Annotated in this window: 20 protein-coding genes; 12 read left to right on the top strand and 8 right to left on the bottom strand. The window is 37.1% G+C overall.

Annotated features, from left to right (window positions below; genetic code table 11):
• Window positions 1-413: 413 nt before the first annotated feature.
• From HX004_RS14390 to HX004_RS14365, 6 genes are all read right to left on the bottom strand, one after another.
• Window positions 414-1,469, bottom strand: a complete 1,056-nt coding sequence (locus HX004_RS14390) for an NAD(P)-dependent alcohol dehydrogenase (protein WP_286443300.1) — start codon at window positions 1,467-1,469, stop codon at window positions 414-416.
• Between the two features lie 101 nt (window positions 1,470-1,570).
• Window positions 1,571-2,398, bottom strand: a complete 828-nt coding sequence (locus HX004_RS14385; RefSeq protein ID WP_286443299.1) for an AraC family transcriptional regulator — start codon at window positions 2,396-2,398, stop codon at window positions 1,571-1,573.
• 269 nt (window positions 2,399-2,667) lie between these two features.
• Window positions 2,668-3,294 (bottom strand): Type 1 glutamine amidotransferase-like domain-containing protein, encoded by a 627-nt coding sequence (locus tag HX004_RS14380; RefSeq protein WP_286443298.1) that lies wholly within the window; start codon window positions 3,292-3,294, stop codon window positions 2,668-2,670.
• Window positions 3,295-3,697: 403 nt separating this feature from the next.
• Window positions 3,698-4,264 (bottom strand): Crp/Fnr family transcriptional regulator, encoded by a 567-nt coding sequence (locus HX004_RS14375; protein ID WP_286443297.1) that lies wholly within the window; start codon window positions 4,262-4,264, stop codon window positions 3,698-3,700.
• Window positions 4,265-4,328: 64 nt separating this feature from the next.
• The gene (locus HX004_RS14370) at window positions 4,329-5,612 is read right to left on the bottom strand and encodes an adenylosuccinate synthase (protein WP_286443296.1); all 1,284 of its coding nucleotides are present in this window, start codon (window positions 5,610-5,612) and stop codon (window positions 4,329-4,331) included.
• 98 nt (window positions 5,613-5,710) lie between these two features.
• On the bottom strand, window positions 5,711-6,571 hold the full coding sequence (locus HX004_RS14365) for an AraC family transcriptional regulator (RefSeq protein WP_286443305.1): 861 nt from the start codon (window positions 6,569-6,571) through the stop codon (window positions 5,711-5,713).
• Between the two features lie 80 nt (window positions 6,572-6,651).
• Between HX004_RS14365 and HX004_RS14360 the strand changes: the two genes are divergently transcribed.
• Both HX004_RS14360 and HX004_RS14355 read left to right on the top strand, forming a co-directional pair.
• Entirely contained in the window at window positions 6,652-8,025 is a 1,374-nt protein-coding gene (locus tag HX004_RS14360) for an MFS transporter (RefSeq protein WP_286443295.1), read from the top strand.
• Between the two features lie 10 nt (window positions 8,026-8,035).
• A complete protein-coding gene (locus HX004_RS14355) occupies window positions 8,036-8,437 on the top strand; it encodes a hypothetical protein (RefSeq protein ID WP_286443294.1) in 402 nt (133 codons plus the stop codon).
• A 624-nt stretch (window positions 8,438-9,061) separates the two neighbouring features.
• Here the strand turns inward: HX004_RS14355 and HX004_RS14350 are convergent.
• Window positions 9,062-12,430 carry a DUF2135 domain-containing protein gene (locus HX004_RS14350; RefSeq protein ID WP_286443293.1) on the bottom strand — a complete coding sequence of 1,123 codons (3,369 nt, stop codon included), beginning with the start codon at window positions 12,428-12,430 and terminating at the stop codon, window positions 9,062-9,064.
• A gap of 278 nt (window positions 12,431-12,708) precedes the next feature.
• Here HX004_RS14350 and HX004_RS14345 point away from each other — a divergent pair, with 278 nt between their 5' ends.
• The 10 genes from HX004_RS14345 to HX004_RS14300 all read left to right on the top strand — a co-directional run bounded on the left by HX004_RS14345 (window position 12,709) and on the right by HX004_RS14300 (window position 24,007).
• Window positions 12,709-13,737, top strand: a complete 1,029-nt coding sequence (locus HX004_RS14345; protein WP_286443292.1) for a sensor histidine kinase — start codon at window positions 12,709-12,711, stop codon at window positions 13,735-13,737.
• A 7-nt stretch (window positions 13,738-13,744) separates the two neighbouring features.
• Entirely contained in the window at window positions 13,745-14,458 is a 714-nt protein-coding gene (locus HX004_RS14340) for a LytR/AlgR family response regulator transcription factor (protein ID WP_286443291.1), read from the top strand.
• A 149-nt stretch (window positions 14,459-14,607) separates the two neighbouring features.
• Window positions 14,608-15,720: a serine hydrolase domain-containing protein gene (locus HX004_RS14335; RefSeq protein ID WP_286443290.1), complete on the top strand. Its 1,113-nt coding sequence runs from the start codon at window positions 14,608-14,610 to the stop codon at window positions 15,718-15,720.
• A gap of 18 nt (window positions 15,721-15,738) precedes the next feature.
• Window positions 15,739-16,215, top strand: a complete 477-nt coding sequence (locus HX004_RS14330) for a DUF7000 family protein (protein WP_286443289.1) — start codon at window positions 15,739-15,741, stop codon at window positions 16,213-16,215.
• A gap of 90 nt (window positions 16,216-16,305) precedes the next feature.
• The gene (locus HX004_RS14325; RefSeq protein WP_286443288.1) at window positions 16,306-18,708 is read left to right on the top strand and encodes a TonB-dependent receptor; all 2,403 of its coding nucleotides are present in this window, start codon (window positions 16,306-16,308) and stop codon (window positions 18,706-18,708) included.
• A gap of 316 nt (window positions 18,709-19,024) precedes the next feature.
• Window positions 19,025-19,852 carry a phosphatase PAP2 family protein gene (locus HX004_RS14320; RefSeq protein ID WP_286443287.1) on the top strand — a complete coding sequence of 276 codons (828 nt, stop codon included), beginning with the start codon at window positions 19,025-19,027 and terminating at the stop codon, window positions 19,850-19,852.
• On the top strand, window positions 19,839-21,362 hold the full coding sequence (gene eptA, locus HX004_RS14315) for a phosphoethanolamine--lipid A transferase EptA (protein WP_286443286.1): 1,524 nt from the start codon (window positions 19,839-19,841) through the stop codon (window positions 21,360-21,362). Before HX004_RS14320 ends, eptA begins: the two co-directional genes overlap by 14 nt.
• A gap of 109 nt (window positions 21,363-21,471) precedes the next feature.
• Window positions 21,472-22,044: a porin family protein gene (locus HX004_RS14310; RefSeq protein ID WP_286443285.1), complete on the top strand. Its 573-nt coding sequence runs from the start codon at window positions 21,472-21,474 to the stop codon at window positions 22,042-22,044.
• A gap of 165 nt (window positions 22,045-22,209) precedes the next feature.
• Window positions 22,210-23,280: a sensor histidine kinase gene (locus HX004_RS14305; protein WP_286443284.1), complete on the top strand. Its 1,071-nt coding sequence runs from the start codon at window positions 22,210-22,212 to the stop codon at window positions 23,278-23,280.
• Complete coding sequence (locus HX004_RS14300; protein ID WP_286443304.1) at window positions 23,267-24,007, top strand: LytR/AlgR family response regulator transcription factor; 741 nt, start codon at window positions 23,267-23,269, stop codon at window positions 24,005-24,007. The genes HX004_RS14305 and HX004_RS14300 overlap by 14 nt, the downstream gene beginning before the upstream one ends.
• 378 nt (window positions 24,008-24,385) lie before the next feature.
• Here the strand turns inward: HX004_RS14300 and HX004_RS14295 are convergent, their stop codons facing one another.
• A complete protein-coding gene (locus HX004_RS14295; protein ID WP_286443283.1) occupies window positions 24,386-25,291 on the bottom strand; it encodes a DUF6268 family outer membrane beta-barrel protein in 906 nt (301 codons plus the stop codon).
• Window positions 25,292-25,337 lie beyond the last annotated feature (46 nt).

Here is a 25,337-nt window from a genome sequence, read left to right as displayed (position 1 = left end):
TATTATTTCATCGCAAAAATATAAATTTTAATTAAAAAAAAGCCAATTAATATTTTTTTATTAAAAAATAATCAATTATTAAATAAAATAAACAAATAAAAATCATGTAATTTTATAAAAAACAAAACAATCACTAATATAATTTGTTTTGAACAACAAAAAATACCGTAATTCCCTCTTGTTGTTAAAAAAAATAAATCCTCTCATTTCGGAAACAAATGAAGGGTAACTCATGTGCTTTTTTTAAAAACGAAGACATAAGTCCATTTAGATATATAGTGTGGAGTAACGAATGCTATTAAATAGCGTAAAGCTTCTAATTCAGTTGTTCATTTTCTCTCTTGCGAAAGGACGTAGGTAAACGCCCCCTACTTCCTACCATAAAAAAAGACCTCCTTTCGGAAGTCTTTCTCTTACTTTTTCAAAGAAGCCATATCAATTACAAATCGATACTTGACGTCACCTTTGAGCAGACGATCGTAAGCTTGATTAATATCTTGCATTTGAATCAATTCAATATCCGAGGTGATATTGTGTTTGCCGCAGAAATCTAGCATTTCCTGTGTTTGTGCAATTCCACCGATTAGCGAACCAGAGAAGCTAATGCGGTTCATAATCAAACTAAAAGCAGCCACCGGCAGTGGGTGTTCTGGGGCCCCTACTAACGTTAGTTTTCCGTCGCGTTTTAATAAGCTGATATACGCATTGATATCATGTTGAGCAGATACACAGTCTAAGATAAAGTGCAAGCTATGTGCATGGGCCTTCATTTGTTCTGGGTCAGTCGATAAGATTACCTCATCAGCCCCTAAGCGTTTAGCGTCTTCCACTTTGGATTGTGAAGTAGTAATCACCACCACCTTAGCTCCCATGGCTTTGGCAATTTTAACTGCCATATGACCTAAACCTCCAATTCCTACAATTCCCACTTTTTGTCCTGGCCCCACATTAGCATGTCTCAACGGAGAAAAAGTAGTAATTCCCGCACATAACAAAGGAGCAGTTGCAGCTAAATCCAAATTAGTTGGAACGCGTAAAACGAAATCCTCATCTACGACAACCGCTTCTGAGTATCCACCAAACGTTTGTTGATTTAAATGTACATCTGGACTATTATAGGTTCCTATATTGCCATTTTCACAATATTGTTCCAATCCTTCCTTACAGCTTTCGCACGTACGACAGCTATCCACCATACAACCTACACCCACTAAATCACCTACTTTGAACTTCGTTACTGCCGATCCTACTTGAGTCACACGTCCTACAATCTCGTGTCCAGGTACGTTGGGATATTGAGTACCGCCCCATTCATTACGCGCCGTATGTAAATCAGAGTGACATACACCACAATATAAAATATCAATTGCCACATCTTTTGCTGTTACTGCACGACGGCTAATATTCATCTGTTTTAAATCTGCTTCTGGTGCTTCTGTTCCAAAAGCTTTTACTTGTCTTGTTTCCATTATCCTTTTTTTATTTGAGTCCATAATTTATAGGCAACAAAGTTAATTGCTAGCCAGTCTATCTCCTTTGCTCTGTGGGTCAAACTTCTTTGCTCTACAGCTCAATTTACGCCTATTTCAGAAGGAGATACACCATATTGTTTTTTGAATGCCGTAGAAAAATGAGAAGGGTTTTTAAATCCCACCTCCCAATAGACATCTTGCACCTTTGCGCGTTCTTCCTTTAGTTTGACATAAGCAGCCTCTAATCGCTTTTTAATCATCCACTTTTGAGGGGTTAGCGTACTAATTTTTTTAAAATCTCGCTTAAAAGTAGCCAAACTACGACCTGTATAAGTCGCTATTTGCTCAATCGTCAAATCATCCTTATAATGTTCATTGAGAAAATCGAGAATATCTATTTTCCAAGGTTCGGTAAAATCAAACAACAACGGATAAAATACAGTTCCATTGTTCAATAAAGCATAAATCCCTTCTAACAATTTGAGGTGAACAACAGCTTCACTCGGCTGTATCTGTTGATCAAAATAAGGAGTAAGCGATTCGAATAAACTTGTAATATCCGCACGCTGTTCAATGGCAAAAACGTTTTTATCCGAAACAACTACTTTTTTAGGTAGCAACGTCTTGTCTAATGTACTGTAAAACTCACGTAATACGTTGCGATTAAACGTCAGTGAAATCCCTTTATAATGTTCGTTTCCAAAGCTATTTTTATACATCGTCAACTGATGGTTGCGGCGAATAAATACACATTGACCTGCTTTTACTTTGATTCGCTTGTTTCGATCTTCGATAATTTGCTCTCCTGAATAAACGTAAACCAAAACATGTTCTGGCGTTGCATGCATGCATTTCTCGCTGTAATCAGAATAACAAGATAGAAAAATACCCGAATAATTGAGGGTCTTTAAGGTATTAGATGTCATTGTAAATCGTCTTTTTTTCTTCCTATAAAAATACAAAAAGGAAAGCGTTTGATCTTACTATAAAGCTCATTTTTCTTTTCTCTAAGGTTCATTTTTTAATCAAGGAAGATTGATTTAAAAATGAATACAAAAGACAAACTGCCTTTTCTCCACTACATCTAATCTAGATTAACAAAGAAAAAGAGCATGTAGAAACATACTCTTTTTCAGGCTGGCTTGTAACTAAGTCTTTTACAAGACTTGAAAAGCGAATTCTTATTGTTGTTTGGTTATTTTTCTATAATTAAAACTTCTCCATCGCGTAATACTTTGAACAACCACTTCTGATTGATGCAATTCTCTACTTCCTTTTCCATCATCTCAGATTCAAAATGATTGGATCGATAATGAGGAAGAATGCCATAAGTAAAGTATCCGAGTCCCTCTTCAATCGTTTCTGTACATCCCTCATAGGGGAAATTAGTAGGATCGTCCACTTGTCGAATGTATTTTAGAGAATCACACAGTACACAGACGCCAGCACTATAACCGCCGTAAACGAAATCTTCCCTTTGTTTCAATTCTTCAAAAATCAAATCAAACCCACTAAGGCGCATTGCTTGTCTCAATACAAAGGTATTCCCTCCGCTTACCCATACTCCATCTAATTCAGCTAATTTTTGTCTTAACGCTTCTGTTTGATTAAAATAATCTTTGAGATCTAATGATTCTACCTGATAACCTAAGGTGCGCAACTCCTCCATTTCACTTGCTTGATAATTGGCTCTAATGTTGGGGTCAGCACCCACCCAATCTCGCGCATTATTGATGTGCGCAATTCTACTACCAGACTTGAGCCATCTTCTTAATTGTTCTACCTGATCGCCCAACCCAGAAGAGGATAAATATAATCTCATATATCAAAATTTTACTAAGTGCCTATTTTTATCTTCTAGTCGCTTACAAGAAGTCGATTGCCTAATCAAAATCACACTACTCTTTTTCAACTTCATTAGAACTAAAATAAGATCTTCTTTTAAACGAAGGTAGCCACAGTTTCTCCTTTTTTAAAGGATACAGATTCTAATCCTTAGCAGAAAACTATCGCCTTATCTTCTTAGTACTTGCTATTTTGCTCTCTTGTTTACAAAAATACGCGTATTTCTTACGTTGTTATTTTCCTTTTTTCGCAGAATGTATGCATATTGTAAGCTATTTCAATTCTCTTGTTGTTCGAATTACAATATGATTCGATTTTATACATCCACTAAAAAAGAAAATTCCCTGCTTTTAGAGGGAATTTTTATAGAAAATATCGTGTTAAACACTTCGTCTTATTCGACTTAAAGAGGAAGAGGTAATTCCCAAATAAGAGGCCAACATACTCAATGGCACTCGATTAACCAAACCGGGATAGTGATTTAGAAAAAGGAGATAGCGATCCTTTGCTTCTAAATTGAGCATGGTATTCGCTGTCTTCAGTTTACTTTCTGTGGCAAAGGCATGAAGTTTTGCCATTAACAACGGCCAAACGGATATTTCTTGTTCCAATTGACGGAAATCTTCGTAATCGATACTCCAAACACAAGCATCTGTAATTGCTTCTACATAATCATTGGCAGGTGCTTGGATAAAGAAATTGTGCAAATCACCGACAAAACGCCCTTCGTAAATGAAGTAACGCGTAAAGTCATCTCCTTTTTTATTGTAGTATAACGAGCGAAATACCCCAGATTCTACAAAGGCTATCGCATGACTTGTTTTACCACTTTCAACAAAATACTCCCCTTTGGCAATCTTCTTAGGTGTAAATACGGTTTGTATGCGTTCGCGTTCTGCTGCTGTAAGTTTGGCAAATTTCTCTATATAGGTCAGTAGTTCTTCCATACTTTTGCTATTATTCTGCTACCTTTTTCAATATTTATCAATCATAAAGGTAGGTAATCTCATGTTATTCTCCTTTCAAATGAATAATTTCTTCTCTTTTCGGTCCAGTTGATACATAGGTTACGGGCACTTCCACCGCCTGAGCGATATAATTCAAATACGCTTGATAAGCAACAGGAAGCTGACTTGCTGTTTGAATAGAAGAAAAATCTCCCGTCCATCCCTTCATCATTTGATAGATGGGACGAATTTCTTGTTCTTGGTGATGCATGGTAAAATAGTCTTGCTGTATTCCTTCTACCTCATACTGTACCCCTACAGGCACTTCTTCTCTATCACTGAGGATATCACCTTTGGTTACGATGAGTTGCGTTACACCATTGATCATAACGGCATATTTTAAGGCAGGTAAATCCAACCATCCTACTCGTCTGGGACGTTTGGTATTCGAGCCAAATTCCCCTCCTTTTACACGGAGTTCTTCAGCAGCCGTCCCGGTTAATTCAGTTGGAAAAACACCTTCTCCTACCCGTGTCGTATACGCTTTGGTTACACCGAAAATTTCACCCACATGAAGCGGAGAAACACCTAACCCCGTACAAGCTCCTCCAGCAATTGTACTTGAAGAAGTAACATAAGGATAGGTTCCATAATCAATATCCAACATCGTTGCTTGTGCACCTTCAGCCAATACTTTTTTACCCGCTTTTAAGGCTTGATTGACATACAATTCCGTATCTACAATAGGAAAAGTTTTCAGGAATTCAACAGCGTCTAAAAACGCTGCAATCATCATTTCATAAGAAGGCAAGGCGCAATGAAGATCTTGTAGTTCTTTGTATTGTCGATGGAGTATAAAGTGCAGCTCCTCTCTAAAATGAGGACTGTAAATATCACCCACACGGAGGTTTTGACGGAGCACTTTATTGGCATAAGCGGGCGCTATGCCATTTTTTGTGGTTCCAATGGTTCTATATTGAGGATTTTCTTCGAAAAAACGATCGAAATACGGATAAGTAGGTAAAACCAAATGAGCTTTAGCAGAAAGCAATAAGCGTTGATCCAAAGCCAAAGAAGCATCCAACGTCATCAATTGTTCTATTTCTTGTTTTAATTGTATTGGATTGACAACAACCCCCGTTCCAATTACATTGATTGTATTGGGATAAAATACACCCGAAGGCAGTAATTTTAAAGTGACCTTTTGTTCTTTGTAGTAAATGCTATGACCAGCATTAGCCCCTCCATTAAAACGAGCAACAAGGTCATACTGGTTGCAAATGTAATCGATAAACTTTCCTTTTCCTTCATCCCCCCATTGGAGTCCAACTAAAATATCCATACTCATACTGTTCAAACTTTAAAGAATTAAACAACAAAAGTAGGTGGCTCTATCGGTGAGACAATTGTCAAATGACAAAAAGAATATAGCGTATACTTTATCTTTTATTTTTCGTGAAGTTTTCTGTATTGGGAGGGGGTACAATTTTTATACTTTTTGAACAACTTCGACAAATGACTCTCGTCGTTAAAATCCAATTCAAAGGCGATTTCTTTTAATCGCATGGTGCTGTGTTTCAATCGTATTTCGACCAATTTCATCTTGTAATCTAAGATGTAATCTTGAAGGGAAACCCCTACTTGCTTTTTGAAATACTCACCGAGATAGCTTTTGGCAATTCCAAAAGTTGAAGCCAATGACTCAATTGATAGTAACTTTCGATTGCCAATGTGTTGTTGAACGTAGGTGATTAATTTCATTACATCTTGTACTTTCTTATTTTCCCCTACCTGCTCAAAGTCAGTTTGCATAAGATTGCGCGCAACAAGGTGGAGTATAATGGCCATCGCTTGTCGAATAATCAGGTATTCCTGATTTCCACTTTGGTGTTCTCTGGCAATTGTATACAACAGTTGCTTGGCTAAAACTCCATCGGCTTCTTCTCGAAAAACACAACCTGCTTTCGCGTGAAAATGATGGGTAATATAAGTCAACTTATGCATATTATCACAGGTTTCTATGCGATCGGCTTCCAATCGAATTTGCGTAATTAAAGCCTGCGGACATTCTACTACTAAAAAACGACTGCTGCCCTCACTTTGAAAAAGGTAGTGGGTATCAAAGGGAATCAGAAAGAGTTTACCCGTTTGATATGGAATTAAATGGGTATCATAACGGGTTTTCCCCTCTCCTTCCAAGATGTAAACCAAGGTGATTTCCGCTTTGGAATGAACCGTCCAACTTTCATCCAGACAATCAATTTGCTGAACAACTAGGGGGTCCAGATTGTTTTTTTGTTTATGCATCAAAACAACAAAAACCTTTTTAAGTACAAATTATTTTGTATCTATCGTGTTTCCTTTGCAAAGGAATAAAAAATATAAACATGAATACGGAAAAAAATAGGTGGATTATTTTGCGCTACCTCGTAGCTGGAGCTTTCTTATCTCCCCTGGATTACTTTATTGTCAATATGGCTCTCCCTGCTATTGAACAAGCTTTTCAGGCTACGGCCAACCAATTGCAAATGGTCGTCGCTATTTATGGATTAACTTATGCCGCTCTAGTTGTATGCAGTGGAAAACTAGGCGATATTTATGGAAGAAAAAGGATTTTTACCTTGGGACTGTGGATTTTCTTATTTTCTTCTTTGGCTTGTGCCTTTTCTCCTTCTATAAGCATGTTGATTTTTTCGCGCTTTTTACAAGGGATCGGTGCCTCTCTCTTAGCTCCTCAAGTCTTAGCTTCTATTAAAATACTATTCGATGAATCTGAACGCGCCAAAGCTTTAGGGGTATTTGGTTCTGTATTTGGACTAGCGGCTATTGTGGGGCAACTACTCGGAGGTCTTTTACTTGGATTTCCTTTAGGGGGAATGACCTGGGAGATTATCTTCTTAGTGAATGTGCCTGTTGCAGCGCTTTGCCTCTTTGGCATTTATCGCTATATGCCTACTGAACCCAAGCAAAAGCAATCTTTAGACTATTTGGGTGTACTGCTAATTATCAGCAGCTTACTTTGTTTTATCACGCCCTTGATATACGGACGTACGTTTCAATGGCCTTGGTGGATCTTTGCTTGTATGGGGATTAGTTTTATCTTTTTAATGGCGTTTATTCGTTATGAAAAATACAGAGCACATCACAACAAGACCGTACTGCTATCCCTGACCTTGTTTGAAAATAAAACCTTTGCGTATAATTTGCCTATTATCTTGTTCTACAATTTTACTGCTGGACTTTTTATTTGCTATCCTTATTACCTACAAAGCTTTTTACATTGGAGTGTACTAGCTGCGGGATTTGCTATTGTACCCTATGGTTTAGGCTTTTTCTTAGGTCCAATTGTATTTGCCAAAATACCGCAAAAACCAACGGTTTGGATTCTATTAGCTCTCAGCTTATTGTTCTTTTCCTTTCTTGCTCTAGGAGGCGTTTTTTACCTAGCTGAAGAACCTCATCTACTTACTCACCTTCTCTTTTTCTTTGCTGGTTTAGGTCACGGACTCATTATGCCCGTTATGATGCGTGAGAGTATTCGAACAATTACCTTAGAACAGGCTGGACAAGCATCGGGAATTGTCAGTACCATTATGCAAGTAGGTGGCGTATTAGGTGGTGCAAGTATTGGCACATTATTTTTTTCCACCGCTGAAATTATGGGGTTTTCAACAGCCTTAGCACTAGCGCTAATCGCCATTGGACTTGTTCAACTCTTCGGTTTTGGCTTTTTCCTTCTACTCAAAAAAAATATCAATTAATTTTATACCTATGCACAATTCACATGCCTTGGCCTTGGGCCAAGAACAAGTTCAGCATTTTTGCACAAACATTCAACAGTGGTTTAATGGCAACGCAACGAATAAACAAGCGCTATATCAAGCAATAACGAGTACATTTGACCCTAACTTTCAATTGGTTAATGGGGATGGGCAAACCATCAACTTCTCCATGCTAACTCAATGGCTCCAACAAGTATATGGGCAATTTCCTACGCGTACCGTCAAATTGGAAAACCTCAACGGATACGCCACAGCTCACCATGTAGTAGTCACGTATACGGAAATTCAAACCACAGGGGAAACGCAAAATACGAGAAACGCTTCTGCAGTTTTTATTATACAAGATAATCAAGCGCTTTGGTATCACTTGGTCGAACAATGGGTGAAGTAATTTTTTTATTTCTGATTTTACTGTATTAAGGGGTAGGTGTTCCATCTATTAAGGCAATAGAAGTATGAAAGGGTAGATGGAAAATCTACCCCTACTTGACTTTTTACTCTTCAATCTATTAAGGCAATGGAACTATTAAAGGGTAGATGTTCCATCTACCCCTACAAAGATGCCTCATTCATCCTGTACATCCTCTATTTCGTCATTTTATAGTCCCTTGGGTGAGTTTATGGTTAACGGTTGATTTTTCTGATTTAAGGATATATTTTCTTTCATCCAAAATTCGCTTATTTGGTTAATCAATTAAACTTCCTAACCTTCCTAATCTATTAAAAACACATATTCTTTAATCGATAATCTAACAAAAAGCAACTTGCAAAAAAACCAAAAAGCAACTTTTCTTTAATCGATAATCTAACAAAAAAGCAACTTGCAAAAAAACCAAAAAGCAACTTTTCTTTAATCGATAATCTAACAAAAAAGCAACTTGCAAAAAAACGAAAAAGCAATACAATAAAACCTTTCTCATTTCTTTACTTTGTTAGGTGAATTAAACTAATGTATGAAATAAACATAAAAGTTGTTTTTTTATTTTCGAACTATATCGCTTCGCTTCGCTAAGAATTAACGGAAGACAACAGTTTCAACGATTTCCTCATTTTCTCTTTCTTTTAAAACAACTGTTTTTCTACTTACCTCTTGTTTTGAAGTTCCAAAGTATTTGTAAATTTCCACATAGGCTTTGGCTGCTGATTTAGTTCGCATACCACTTTCTGAAAAATAATCTATTGAAATTTGATATTTTCCTGCTTTCGCTTTTGGAAGAACGTACATTTCAGGTCCAAATCCATTCGTAACATCATCTGATAACATGCCTCCTAGTTTTGTCTTTCTATTGCCGTAATAACATTCCTCATTCGACGCCTCAAGAATATGTAAATCTAAATCTGTACTATCTAAATTCCAATAAACTAATACAACCAAATCAGGATTTACTTGTTCATTGAAATACGATTCATATTCTTCTTGTACTTCTTCTCTTAATCGCTTCAAGAACATCTTTTCCTTTACCGATGCTGACGTTCGAGTTTTACTCCATTGATCTAGAAACGAAGAGGCAAAAAGTGCACTAATTTCCTTTAAACTTCCGTAATCATTTGTATCGTCGAAATCAATTACCTGACAGAAATAATAAAAAATAGCAGCGAGTTTAGGATTGCTTTTTTCAAGCGCTCTTGCCATATTGAAGTAAACCAAACCATCATAAATACGAGTGTCTAATATTTTTTGCCCTAAATAATAGCTGTCATACCCGTAATTCATTTGCATCGTCTTCGTTAGTAAATCGCGTAAGACATCTACATCACTTCCATTGCGCTCAATGATTGAACTCAATAATTTTAAGGCATCAGCCTGTGATTTCTTTTTGCCTCTTTGTTCGGCTACCAATTGTAACAAATCAAAAGTAACCTCCTCTTGTTCAAGCACTTTCAACTCCTCTTTTGTTTGCTCTTGCTTATTCCATAGCGAAAATACGGATTGAGGTTGTATCACAAAATCTTGCTCTGTCATTTCACGAACAAAATTATCAAATACCTCATCACCACTTTCTAATAGTCCTCGTTTTTTTAGCAATGTAATCCAATGTTCCACTAACTTTTTAGCCGTTATTGGTTCTGACTGCTTAAATCCTTCTAACAATTCCTTTACAGTGAATTCCTTGACGAATTTCTCCGCTACCTCCCAATTTTTCACCTTGTAATCCTCGTATTCCCTTTCTGATTCCAACATCAAAAAAGAAGTATAATTACTCAATACACTGTAGTAAATCGAATAGTCAACACTGGCGGATTTCAAATCATTGCCAAGTTGTTCTAATTGAGTTAAGGCAATCTTTCCATAAATACGTGAGGCCAAATTGGAAGATACCTTATAACGAGGATTGAATTCAATTACCTTAACGTCAGAACCTCCTGTTATTTTCAATTGAATGGGTTGATCTAAAGTACCACGTGCGGCTAATTGTACAATTTGTCCATCGTACAATTGAGTAACTCCACCTGCTAATAAAATATCCGTAGCTGTAGCTCCAAAAATGCTTTCTAATTTCCATGTTTTATAACGCAGTGCTTTTGCACTTTCAATTAGTTGAGCTTCGCTATTTGCGGTAAACGAACTTCCATTGGTCACAGCACTTAGGTAGTCTAAGAGTTCTGTATTGGTTCCTGATAATCCTGTTTTATAGGTATAAATTCGATCTCCTTTTTGAAGATAATTAACCAATAACTCACGATGAGTCACTCCCCAATTTAAATCTCCATCACTCAGCAGAAAAATATTCTTTCTCGTTGGTTGAGACAACCAGGTAGGATGAGAAGCTTCTTTTAACGCTCGTCCCAAATCAGTTGCTCCTTCCAAAGCAAGATTATTCATATACTTTGATAAAGCTTCTCTGTTTTTTGCCGTATTATTGATCCATTTCTCTTGATACCAATGTGTCCCAATAGAAAAATTTACAACTGCAAATCGGTCAATAATTCCTTCATTTTGACGCAGTATTTCTTCAACTAAATTTACCCAAACACCAAACAAAACAGGATTAGCACTCAACGAAGTATCCAACATAAAAACAGCATCCTTTGCCATGTTTTCATCCAGTTCACGAGGCAATTGAACGCGCATCGTTCCGGCAAAATAAGGAGCCTCTCCTTGCTGAAAAAGAACCAAAGGCTCTATCGTATTAAATCGAATATTAATTTCTTTTTCTGTTGGATTAAAATAAGTGATATACTGCTTTTTATTTGCCTTTTGTACCACTGCGTCTTTCATCGGTGTAATCACATAATCCTTTCCATCTGCCACAGCCAAATCCACACGTAATTTATGCTTCACTTCAGGTAAGTTTAACATAAAAGTTCGATAATCCATTCCTTCTACCATATCTACATCATAGCCAATAACAATATGGTGTAGTTTATTGGCTTGTAAAGGAAAAACGCGACAGCTAAACATATCCGCTCCAGACCACTCCATCAAAGCTGGATCGACCTTGCGTTTAATAGTAGAAAAATACGCATCTGCAGCAGTTTCCTTCTCTGTTATTTTTGCTTGTTTAATGGCTTGTTGATCTTTTCTTTGCTGAATGCCAACCATAGATAAATCAAAATTATCTTGCGTATAATTATGGAATTGAGTCATAGGACTTGCCTTTTTCCCCTTCTTATCTTGATCGAATAGCGTTGTTTCTCCAAAAGCAAAATAATAAGGAGAAGCATCTACAGGTAACTTCAATTTAAATGTTCCTTCTAAACCACTTTGTTTATCATTAAAAAAGTAAGCATCAATTAAAACGCGAATGCGATTGCCTTCAATTTGCAAGGCTACCTGAGCATCTTCTAAGGCTAAAAACTCATTATCGCCAATTTCCAAACGCATAGCATTGTCTCTTAAACTCGATTTCTTCCACGTCTCTTTAGATCCCACTACGTCCTGTACCTCATCATTATCATCATCATCATAATCCTTATTGATAGACCCCACGGTTACCCCTGCTGCTCTTCCTTCAATCATTCTACTAACATCTGCAATGTCATTTACCCTTAAATGATCCTCTATTCTTACCACAGATCCCGTATAATTTCGCTTGGTAGTTGCTTCGTATCCTGTAACAACCATGATTTCATCTAACTGGTTCTCATCTTCTTTTAACAAAATCGTATAAAAGTCTGTTTGTCTATTTATTTTAACCATTTCGGTTACCATACCAACAAACGAAACCTCTAAATAGCTATCTGAGGTATCTTGTATGTCAATTTGAAATTTACCATCTAAGTCCGTCGACACCCCATTTTTGGTTCCTTTTTCTAAAACAGAAGCCCCTGGTAATGGAAGCCCATCTCCTTTAGCTAAAACGACTCCTTTGATTACTCTTGTTCCTGCCAAAACTTGCAAACTGCACAGCAGCACAAAACAATACAATAATACCTTTCTCATTTCTTTACTTTGTTAGGTGAATTAAACTAATGTATGAAATAAACCAATGACAAATTGAAAATAATCGCTTTTTCCTAAACATTCTTTCAAACTACTTATTTTTTATTTCTACAATGATCCCAAATATCAAGAGAAACCTACCACACCTCCTCACCTTCCTCACTAATCTTAAAAAACGCACATTATCGCTTACATATTAACCGTGATAAACTGCGTTCGTCATATTTTTTTGTAACTTAAGTAGCAATACAACTATGTTTGTCCTAAAAGCAACTCGAATGGCAAAAACGAAAAAATGGTATACGCAACCTTTCGTAGAGGAAGTAATCTACTTCTGCGCTTTATTTGCACTCATTATGCTTCCCGAATTGATGAAGTCCATATCGCAAACAGATTTCATCAAAACCTTTTTATTTTTTGCCATTGTCTATGGACAGGCTCTGTTTCATCGCTACTTTATTTTTGCGTTGTTTCTTTCCAAACACTATCTCCTTTACGGAATAGCTGCCATTCTCTTTACCTTGCTTGGAGCGGGTGTATTATTAACAGCAGACTATTTGTGGATCGACCCAACCTATTATTTAACGGATGAAGACACTCTTTTGGATCACTATGTTTCTCATTTGGCACTCTGCGTAATTAGTACGTTTGCTATTCTTTCCATTTTCTTAGTTCGAAAGTATTCGCATGAAGTACAAAAACGAAATGAAGCCCAATTGATGCTTAGCGAAATACAAATCAAATACTTACATGCGCAATTAAATCCCCACTTTTTTTTCAATATGTTCAACAATCTGTATGGTGTTAGCCTAACAGATCCTGCACGTACGCCGGACCTCATTCTCAAACTCTCCAATCTCATGCGGTATCAATTGGAAAATTCCAAAAAAGATACCGTAACCTTGGAGGAGGAATTGAACTTTATCAGCAACTATATTGCCATAGAAAAGGAACGTGTCGGAAAGCGTTGTACAATCTCCTATAGCATTGAAGATAGCCATGAACTAGCCATTCAATACCATATAGCGCCTTTGTTGCTCATCACGTTGGTTGAAAATGCCTTCAAACACAGTTTGACTATTAAGCAACCTTGGTTTGTCTCTATCCGTGTGACCATTGAACCTAAACTAATTCGCCTACAAATAACCAACTCCTTAGCGGATCAACTCCTGCAAAACAACTCAACGGGAATCGGTCTAAGTAATATTCGCCAACGCTTGGAGCTTTTGTACAACAAGCGATTTACCTTAGAAACAACAAAAAACGAAACGAGCTATACTACAACCCTAGTGATCCATTTAAAATAGTAAAACCATGAACAAAACACTCAAATGTATGATCATTGATGACGAAGAAGGTGCACACTTAGTTCTTCGGCATTACATCAAGCAATTAAAGCAACTCGACTTGCAGCACTCCTTCTACAATCCAATTGAGGCGATGGAATACATGTATGAAAATCCTGTAGACCTCATCTTTTTGGATATCAATATGCCTGGAATTTCGGGATTGGAGATGCTAAAAGCCTTAAAAAACCCTCCCCTTGTAGTACTTACCACAGCATATAAGGAATACGCCTTGGAAAGTTATGAATACCGCGTGGTAGACTATTTGGTCAAACCCTTTGATCTCGCGCGTTTCATGGCCGCTATTGACAATGTATTTTCGAGATATACTCCGATAAACGAAACAACAGATTCCAATCAAGAAGAAAAAGAAACCTCTTATCTTCTGTTGCGTGTGGATGGAGATACACTTAAACTGTATTTCGATGAAATTACACACCTTCAAAGCTGGGGAAATTACGTCAAAGTATTCACTAAGGAAAAACAATATCTCAGTCCGATTACTACTACAGAAATAGAAAAGAAATTAGATCGAAAGCGCTTTATGCGTATCCACAAATCACATATTGTAGCCTTGAATCAGATTAAGAAAATATCAGGTGGACAGGTCGAATTAGAAAGAGGACTTATTCTCCCTATTGGTTCTACCTACAAAAGAGAATTACTTGAACGATTTGAGTAAACGGCTAGAGGTAGTTCCTTAAATACGTGTGGATTAATTCAGTTTATCATGAAAAAATTCGCTTTCATCCTTCTTTTTTTTTCTTGTTCTATTTGGTAGAGATATTTGCGCTATCAAAAGTGAAAGATCACGCGATTAAATCGTTAATAATGAAAAAGAAACTTTTATATATTGCTGTAATTGGACTATGGGCTATGGGGAGTCAACTCCTACTGAGCTGTTCAGATAAAGCGGAAAATCCCAATTCAAAAGAAGCGCAAATGGCTGCAAAAATTGTTCAAATTGTTCAACAAAATGGCAAGGCAGACAAACCTGGTTTTACCTACAGCATACAATATGACCAAGGCATTGGCTATGGAGGAGCTGTTGGATTAGCCTCTGTTGACCCAGCGCGAACATTAGTATCGAATGACGTGTTTAATATTGCTTCAATATCTAAACAATTTACAGCCTTTGCTATACTTCTATTGGAACAACAAGGCAAACTATCCCTTGATCAATCGCTATATACTTATATTCCTGAATTGGGGGAATACGTCAAACCTATTACAATTGCACATCTGATTAGTCATTCTAGTGGGTTATCAGACTATATGGAACTCGCTATAAAAAAGGGCATCGATGGACAATATCCACTAAGCAGTGCAGAAACCTTACAACACTTATGCGAGCTAACCCATACGGACTTTGAAATCGGAACGCAACAAGATTATAGCAATACAGGCTATTTCTTACTCGCTCAGATTATCGAACGCGTAAGTGGTCAGTCGCTTAAAGCCTTTAGTCAAGAAAACATCTTTACACCACTAGGGATGAAAAACACCTTTATTGTGGACCATTACCCTATCGAACGCCCTTATGTTTTGTCTTATGATGAAACTGATCAACCCGATGAAGTATTCTGGACACATACTGGGGACGGACAAGTACACAGTACGGCTGAGGATTTAATCCTTTGGGGAGAAAATATGAGTACGGGTAAAGTAGGTGGATTAGATTTGGTGAAAAAATTTGCTACTGCCTTTCCTGCTGTAACGCCTAATGGTCGAGATATTATCAATTATACACCCTATGCATTTGGCATTGGACTAAGCAAAATACAAGGACTAGATGCACTAGAACACTCAGGAGGATGGATGAGTTACAACTGTAACCTAATCCGTATACCTTCGAAAAAACTAACCATCGTTGTTTTGAGTAATAGCGCCAATATTGACGCTGTTGAAATCAGTTATCAATTGGCAAAAGCACTACTCGAATAACCCTGATCAAAAAAGAAAATGAAATCGATACCTACTTTATTGCACCATTATCAAAGAGAAATTCAAAACAAGAAAATAGCACAAGCCTATCATTTTCTCCTGCGTTTTCTCCTACAAGCAAAAGCAGATTTTGCTTTACATCACAAGGATCAATACACCTTTGGCAATCTTGCTCCGGGTTATTTAGACTACAGTTACTTTTCCTTTTTTGATCGAGAATTAAGAGAAAAAAAGCTGAGATGTGGTATCGTTCTCAATCATGAAAAGCTACAGATCGAATTTTGGTTGATGGGACAAAATGCCAAAATACAACAAGAGTATTGGAAAGTGTTGAAGAAAAGCAAATGGAATGCACATCGCACAACCATGCCTCAATACGCCATTTTGGAAACCGTATTGTTAGACGAATTAAACTTTGACAAACTGGAAACCATGCTTTTAGCTATACGGACCAAAGCCATACAAACTGTTGAGGAAATCAAGCCTTTGCTTTAATTTACCCTCTTTATTTACTGCTGTACTATCCATTGCTTGACTTGAAAAAAGGACAAGTACAGCCCCCTTATATTCTAAATATTGCAACAAATGAAAAACATAGTATATATTTTGCTTGTTCTCTTTGGGTTGCCACTTTGTGCACAAACACAACTCCAAGGTACAGTCAAAGACACACAAAATCAATCGGTTGGATGGGCTACTTTGGTCTTGCGGGCCACAGACAATCCCACAGAAGAATACGTAACCATGAGTGAAGAAAACGGGAGTTTTAGTTTTAAACTAAACAAAACGACTGGCACTTATACCCTACAAACTAGTTTCATTGGTTATCAAACCAAAGAAGAACGCGTTGAGTTAGCCGCTCAAAATTCACCCTTATCTATTGTACTATCCAGTGATGAAAAGGTATTAGATGAGGTGCTGATTACCAGTTATAGAAAAGCACTCAAAGTAACACCAGGTAAAGCGACTTTAAATATTGAGCAAAGCAATTTAGCTCAAACGCAATCGGCTTATGATGTACTCAAAACCCTACCTGGGGTAACTATGAGTCAAAATGGGGAAATTAAAATTAAGGGAAAATCAGGAGTTACCGTTTTAATCGATGGTCAACCCACGCAATTGTCAGATGAACAATTGAAGACTATCTTGAAAGGAACGCCTGGTTCTACCTTACAATCTATTGAAATCATGAATATTCCTCCTGCGAATATTGATGCTTCTGGAACAGGGGGTGTGATTAATATCATCTCCAAAAAGAAACTCGTTCAAGGGTTTTATGGAACCGTTAATTCTACGGTTGGGGTCAGTCATAAAGTAAGTACGGATCATTCCCTTAATTTGGGTTATGGAACCGATCGTTGGAATTACAACTTTTTGTATTCGTATAGTTATGCCCCAGATCGATTGAGAGAAAACTTAGAGAAAAAAGATCGTGCTTCAGCCAATCAAGCTTGGTTAAATCAAGGGCAACACACCATCTTAAACAGCAAATCTCACTTAGCTCAATTGGATATCGCTCATACGTTTAAACAAGGAAATGTTTTGCGACTCCATACAGCGTTGGATTACAATGATACACCAAGTACGATTCACACGAATACAACAGAAGGTTCTGCGATTATGACACCTCAACTAGCGACACAAAAAAACGATAGTAAGAGTAAGTTAATGACCTTGAAAACGGATTTACAATACAAGATAAAATTGGGAGAAAAAGACAGTTGGACCACTAGCGGAGGTATGTTATATGTAAAATCAGATTTGACAGACAACATTCTTGGTAACAGCGGTTCGATGCTTTCTCCAAATGGACAAATCAAACAGCATAACGTATATCCTGCAGATCGCACCGAATTTAATTTCAAATCCGATTATGAGAAATACCTATGGGAACGCGATCAATCACAAGCTAAACTTGCCTTTGGTATAAAAAGTAACTACGCTAGTTTGAAAACGGATGAGCGTTTACAAACAAGCTTTCAATCAGCTGGTACAACACCAGAACAAAGAAAGAGTCAATTTGCTTATCAAACAGGAGTGCATGCTTTTTATGGGGCTTTTGACCTTACCCAAGGACAATGGGTGATTAGCGCAGGATTACGCGGGGAATATACCCATATACAAGGAGATACTCTACAACACAAGAAATTAGTGAAACAAGATTATTTTTCCTTATTTCCAACCCTACAAATTACGTATACCGCAAATGAGAACTACTCGATTATGGCTTCCTATGCAAGGCGAATAGAACGCCCTGAATTTGATAAACTCAATCCTGCAGTACGTTATATGAATAGCACCACGCGCTCAATGGGTAATCCTAATTTACAACCAGAGTATTCCAATAATATTGAGATTTCTCAACAATTTCTCGGTTTTATTGACCTAACGTTGGGCTACAGTCGTATCACCGATCCCATGTTGTACAACTACTTTAACGAAGGGATGCATCAAGCGTATTTTACGAGTGTAAATGGAAAAGATAGAAGTGAATGGCAAGCCTCCCTCTCCCTTCCTATTCCTGGGTTTAATTGGTGGGAAAATTACCATGGCGTTTATTTCTACAACACCAAATTTGACAATAAAGCCATCAAAGAAAACAAAAATAGCCTTGGTTTTTATAGCTATAACAATTTTAAATTACCCCAAGACTTTAGTATAGAGCTAAGTGCTTGGTGCCAAAATGGAGGCATTGACGACAACTTTAAGTATCGCTCTTTGGGAGAAATTAGTTTGGGAATCAGCAAAAAATTCTTCAATGAAGCCTTTACAGTAACAGCTTCAGTTAGTGATGCATTTAAAACAGGAGGAATTAGAGCCTCTATTTTAGAACATCCTGATCAACAGACGAACCTCAGTATCAAAAATGATATGCGGGTTTTTAAATTGGGAATTACCTATAATTTTGGAGGTAAAAACAAAGCAAAACAAGAGGATGAAGATACAACCTTAACTAAAACGCATCCTGCGATTAAGGTTATAAAGTAACTATTAATACTATGTTTAAACACGGTCAATACACCCGCTAGATGATCTCTTCATTCATAATCTTTAGTTAATAAATGTGTATTGATTTAGAAAGGAACCCCTAAAAAGGTTCCTTTTTTTATTGATGCATTACCGAAAATTTGGCTTGACTATTGTGGTTGTTTTTTCATTTTCTTTTCAAGTGTTGAGCTAAAATGATTATATCATCTCTAAAGGTGCTTTCATCATTATTTTTTAACCAGGGAATTTATACAGACTATTATTGCCCTACATATCAATAGTTTACAAAATCAAATAACAATCCTTTTTTTAAACAATGAATAAACTACTCTTAACTGATGTTATCAAACCGAGGTATTTGACTTTTGCACTTCCTCTACTTTTACTCCTCTGTATTTACCTTCTTTTATATATAATGGATTCGCTGTCTATCTTTGGATATATACACCTTCAAAAAGAATGGTTTTACTTCATTAATCGCTATGTGGATCAACATCCTCAACTGCTATTCAATTTGACACAACTCGGTGATGCTTTGATTTTTTTGTCTTTTCTTACCTTGTTTATTGTATATGTACCGAAATTATGGGAATCTCTTCTAACAGGTTCACTAATTTCTATGGTCTTTGCCGTATTGCTGAAAGAAACATTCACCATACCAAGACCAGCAAAAGCTTTTGATTATACAACCTTCAACATCATTGGAGAAAAACTATCGGGATCCACTAGTTTTCCTTCTGGACATTCCATTACTCTATTCACTATCTTAACTGTCTTAATGTTTGCCTTTGCTCCCAAAAGAAAGAGCTATAAAATTTCTTATTTTATAATCCTGGTTGGTTTGGGCTTACTCTTTGCGCTCACTCGTGTGGCTGTTGGTGCTCATTATCCCTTAGATGTATTGGTCGGTTGTCTTTTGGGGTATATCTCTGGATTATTGGGATTGTGTATTACACAAAAATACAGCCTATGGCCGTGGATTTACAACAAAAAATACTACCCTTTATTTTTCCTGTTATTTCTATCTTGTAGTATTGTTTTGATTTTTAGAATCTTAGAAGAAAACCTCTTTATTTACTATTGCGCATTAGGAAGCTTGTGTTATTCATCGTATAAAATTGTAAAAATTTATGTTCAAAAATAATCGTCAAACCAGTCATATCGCATTAGGGATGAGTATCACTAACACTGCACTCTATCACCTTGCTTTTTTCAATTTTGTCTTTCAAGAGATGGAAACGGGTACACTGCGTCAACTCCTTTTTTCCTTTAGTTTACTGTTTCTTATGGTAACAGCAAACTTCTTTGCCTTTTACCTCTTGCTATCCACTTCCCGTCGTGTAGGTAAAATACTGTTATCTATCTTCTTTATACTCAATGCCCTTTCCGTTTACTTTATTCACACCTATGGCGTCATTATAGATGAAAGTATGATTGGCAATATTCTCAATACCAATACAGAAGAATCAAGCAGCTTTTTCTCGTTCAAACTCCTGTTGTACTTCTTCTTATTGGGTGTTTTACCTTGCATCGTCCTTTGGCGTATTTCCATTCAGCGCGAATCGTGGAAAATCTTTTTTAAACGTTCTGGATTAGCCTTAGTTATAATGCTTAGTCTTGTTGTACTCAATGCCAATCAACTGCTTTGGATTGACAAACACTCCAAACAATTAGGAGGATTAGCCATGCCTTGGTCTTATACCGTAAATACAGCACTCTTTTATATTCACGAAGCACAAAAAAACAAAAAGGAAATCTTATTACCGGATGCAACGATTACAAATGAGGAAAAATCAATCGTCGTCTTAGTCATTGGCGAATCTGCCAGAAGACAGAATTTTTCCTTATATGGTTATGAGAAAAACACCAATCCCCTACTCGCTCAAACAGCAAACATCCATCACTTTGATGCGAATTCATCGGCTACCTATACCACAGCAGGTGTAAAGAGTATATTAGAACACAAAGACAGTTCAGATTTATATGAAATACTTCCCAATTACCTCTATCGCAATCAAGTTGAGGTCATTTGGAAAACAACGAATTGGGGTGAACCTCCTGTTCATATAGCAAATTATCAAAGCAAAGAGGAACTAAGACAGTTATGCAAAGGCGACAATTGTCAATATGACGAAATCTTGTTAACCAACCTCAAAGCGGATATCTTAGCCAGTACGAAAAACAAAATCTTAGTTGTTTTGCATACTAGTACCAGTCACGGTCCGTCATATAACACCAAATATCCTTCTAATTTTGAAGTATTTACCCCCGTTTGTACTAGTGTAGATCTGGCTAATTGTTCTTCAGAAGCATTAATTAACGCTTATGATAATACCATCGTATATACCGACTATTTATTACATCGAGTCATTGAGGATCTCAAAACCTTAACGGATTTCAAAAGTACCTTATTATTTGTTTCAGATCACGGAGAATCACTGGGAGAAAAAAACTTGTATATGCACGGATTGCCGATGAAACTTGCGCCTAAAGAGCAATATGAAATTCCGTTTATTGTTTGGGTATCAGACGATGCTATCAAACTCAAAACCAATCCCTTATTATCTCAACACCACGTTTTTCACAGCGTACTCCATTTTTTGAGCCTATCAAGTCCGATTTATGAAGAAAAGATGAATATTTTTGAAAACTAGTATCTAGGTCAAGCAACCACTAATCAACACTTCTTTGCCATTGGTCAAAGAAGATTGTCTCAATGCCTAAACTAAAGGTTATTTGCCGAAACAATTTAAAATTTTCAATATGAAAGTAACCTTATTTAGTTTAGGTATGCTCCTAGCTGTTAGCAGTGTAAATGCTCAAAATCCTTTTCAATTCGGTGTAAAAGTAAGTTCCAATCACGCGAATATAGCTGGGAATTTAAACAATCTAAGTACATCCTCAGCTTTGGGATTTTCGGGAGGAATTACCACACAGTATCACTTTGATCGCCTTTTTGTTCAAGCTGATCTTTTGTACAGCGAATCTAAATCAGCAGTTGATGATGGAGCAATACATCAAGCCAAATGGAAAAGTATTGATCTTCCAATCGCTGTAGGATATGACCTCTTTGATTTCAAAACCTTAAAAGTACATGTCATCGCTGGAGGGGTTTACTCTCAAGTGATTGACGACAAACTCAGTGTACACGACAATATTCAAGCAATAGATACTCGCTGGAATAAAAACAACATCAAAGCCCAAATCGGTGCAGGAGTAAATCTCGGCAAATTCAGTTTTGACCTGGTGTATTCCCGCAGTTTAAACAACCTATCCAAAGATTTTAAATCGAAATCCAATCACGTACAATTGGGAGTAAGTTATTACTTCTTGTAAATTCAAGTACAAAAAAGCATAGAGGAGTCACTCCTCTATGCTTTTTTTTATAAATCTTATTCCATTACTTCCAATCGTCAAATTACAGCAACCAATGGTCAAAAAAATAGACACCCAATCAAATGGTTGTCCTTTCTTTACCTTTGCAGTATATAATACATTCTTATGACTACCAATATCCACAAACATAAACGGTTATTCTTTATCATTTTCTGGTCTATTCTGACTTTTTCACTATGGCCCTATGTGTACCTCAGCAACCATCCCTTCTACTATTGGGTGTTGTACACTGCCCTAGTCATGGCCTCTTTTATTGGTATTTCTCATTATCTCAGTGATATTGTATTGCCCAAAGCATTAAAAGAAGGAAGAATGAAACACTTTCTCCTTCAATTTTTTCTTGGCGTTATTCTACTCAATATTTTAGTCTCCTTTTGCTTTACTTTATTTCCCTATTTTATTGGGGATGAACAAGTATTAGCCCGATCTGATGTACAAAATTGGAGAGAATTGTTTGTCTATAAATTATTCAATTCTATTCCGTCAGCCATGGCAATCGTCACAACAACCTGTGGGATTCGATTTTATGAAGAACACCATAAAATTGAACGATTAAACGCCAAATTACAACAAGAACATTTAGAAGCACAAATTAAATTGTTACAAGATCAGATTAACCCTCATTTGATGTTTAATGTGCTGAATCACATCCATATTCTCATGCAATCCAACGTTGAACTAGCCTCAACCGTATTGCTTAAATTTTCGGATATCCTGCGCTATCAACTGTATGAATGCAATCAGAAACGCGTTTTTCTTCACCAAGAAATCCAATACCTACAAGATTTAGTAGCCATAGAGGAAATTCGCTGGCAAGAAGAACTAGAGGTAATATGTACTTGGGAAATTGAAACCAAACAGCTGCCAATTGCTCCTTTGCTTTTAGTTCCACTCGTAGAAAATGCCTTCAAACACGTTTCTCGTTTACCGCATCAACAAGGGTATGTACACATTCAATGCAAAGAAGAAAAAGGCAAATTAACCCTAGCCATTGAAAACTCCTATAACGACATCTATAAAAGAGAGAAACAACAAGGAGGTATTGGATTACTCAACATCACAGAACGACTGAAAATGCAGTATCCCGAAGCCCATTCCTTTCAAATGACACAAAAAGAAGATACCTTTACTGTAATACTCCAAATCGATTTACACCATGCAATTGACCTCAGATAAAACTTCCCTTCCACTCAAATGCCTCGTCATAGATGATGAGCCTTTAGCGCGAAGAGCCATCGTTGATTTTATCGCCCAGGTGGATTTCTTAGTCGCTCAAGCTTCTTGTGGTTCTGCCCTTGAGGCACAAGAACTCCTAAGCAAAGACAAGTATGACCTGCTGTTCTTGGATATTAATATGCCTTATCTCTCAGGCATCGATTTCTTAGAATCCATCAGCCAGCCACCCATGGTTATTTTTACCACTGCTTATTCTGAGCATGCTTTGGAAGGTTATCGCTTGCAAATTGTGGATTACTTACTCAAACCCATCGCCTTCAAACGCTTTTATCAAGCAGCCTTAAAAGCCAAAGAATGGCATGAACTCAAACATCAAAGTAAGGAAGAAATAGGATTATCAGATGGTTCCATGTACATCAAACACGAGGATAGCTTTGTCAAAATTCAATGGACTTCCATTTGCTATATTGAAGGCATGCAGAATTACGTTAAGATTCACACGGCAGATAAACATTACATCATCCATCAAACCATGATCGCCATCGAGGATCTACTCCCTAAAGAGCACTTCTTTAGAATACACAAATCCTACTTAATTAATGTCAATCACATAAGCTCCATCTCGGGAAATAAAGTACTCATTCACGGGGTACAACTGCCGATTGCACGCTTGAGAAAAGAGGCGTTGTTGAATGATATTATCTATAAAAACTTGTTGAGTAAATAAAAAAGAGGCAGGTGCCTCTTTTTATTTACTCCAATTTTCTTGTTAGAGGGGCGAATATCATTCGCTAATTTACTCCCATTCTCTTGTCAGAAGGGGCGAATATCATTCGCTAATTTACTCCAATTCTCTTGTCAGAGGGGCGAATATCATTCGCTTATTTACTCCAATTCTCTTGTCAGAGGGGCGAATATCATTCGCTTATTTACTCCAATTCTCTTGTTACAGGGGCGAATATCATTCGCTAATTTACTTCAATTCTCTTGTCAGAAGGGGCGAATATCATTCGCTTATTTACTCCAATTCTCTTGTTAGAGGGGCGAATATCATTCGCTAATTTACTTCAATTCTCTTGTTACAGGGGCGAATATCATTCGCCCCCTACAGGGCCCATCGCAATTTTACGGCGCCGTAAAACGTCGTTGTGAATCGTGGATCGGCTTCTTTTTTCTCTTTGAATATATTCTTGATTTTACGCTCATTATACGAGAAAGAACGCACGAGCGAGCTACCTGCGGTTAGAGATAAAGTCAGGTGCTCATTAAACTTAAACTCTGGTCGGAGTCCCGCAACAATTTGTTGAAATCCCAACAACATATTCTTGTCGTCTTTTTTAATTACGGCAGTCATCCCTTGCAAATCAGCCGCTAATTTTAAGTCTGTCATGTCATTGATTTTATATCCCAATTCCATCCCTTGTGGGAAGGCTACTCGCACATAAAAATCACCATGGGTTTCCCAGTTAAAATAAATTCCTGGTAATACCATAGGAACTCCAAAGCTATTGGTCAACACAGGTCCAACACCCAAAGCTACTTTATCATTGAAATGCTTAATAAAAAACACCCCTCCTTGCGCTAAAATAGCCTCCTTATTAATCACCTCCATATCCGTGTATACCCCAACTGTCGCCATAAACAACAACGACCAAGAATCACTTATCGAACGAAAGTGTTTCAAGCCCACCTGAGCATTCAACAATTCGGTGGGAAACAACTCTTCTTCATACAACTTATGTTCCATTTTCGCATACGCTCCCTGAGCCACAACAGACCAAATTCGGGGTTTATTTCGCTTATCCATCGTTAGGGATAATGGAATTTCAACATTGAGTTCTACTCTTCTAAAATCGGTTTTAGCAGGAGTTTTCATACTATCTATCGGTCTGACATAGTTGGAAAAAGGCACATAATCTACCTTAATCTCCCCTCTTATTTTTTCCTGAGACCACATCGTTGCCATTCCCAATAGGAAAGAACAACAAACTAAAATTAAACGCATCTTCATTCTTTTGATTTTGATGCAAAGCAAGACCTAATTGCCTAAACCCAAA

Source organism: Myroides sp. 1354 (genome assembly GCF_030324495.1).
GTDB lineage: Bacteria > Bacteroidota > Bacteroidia > Flavobacteriales > Flavobacteriaceae > Flavobacterium.
Note: the sequence above shows the minus strand (reverse complement) of the source record. Positions and strands in the feature narration are given on the sequence as shown.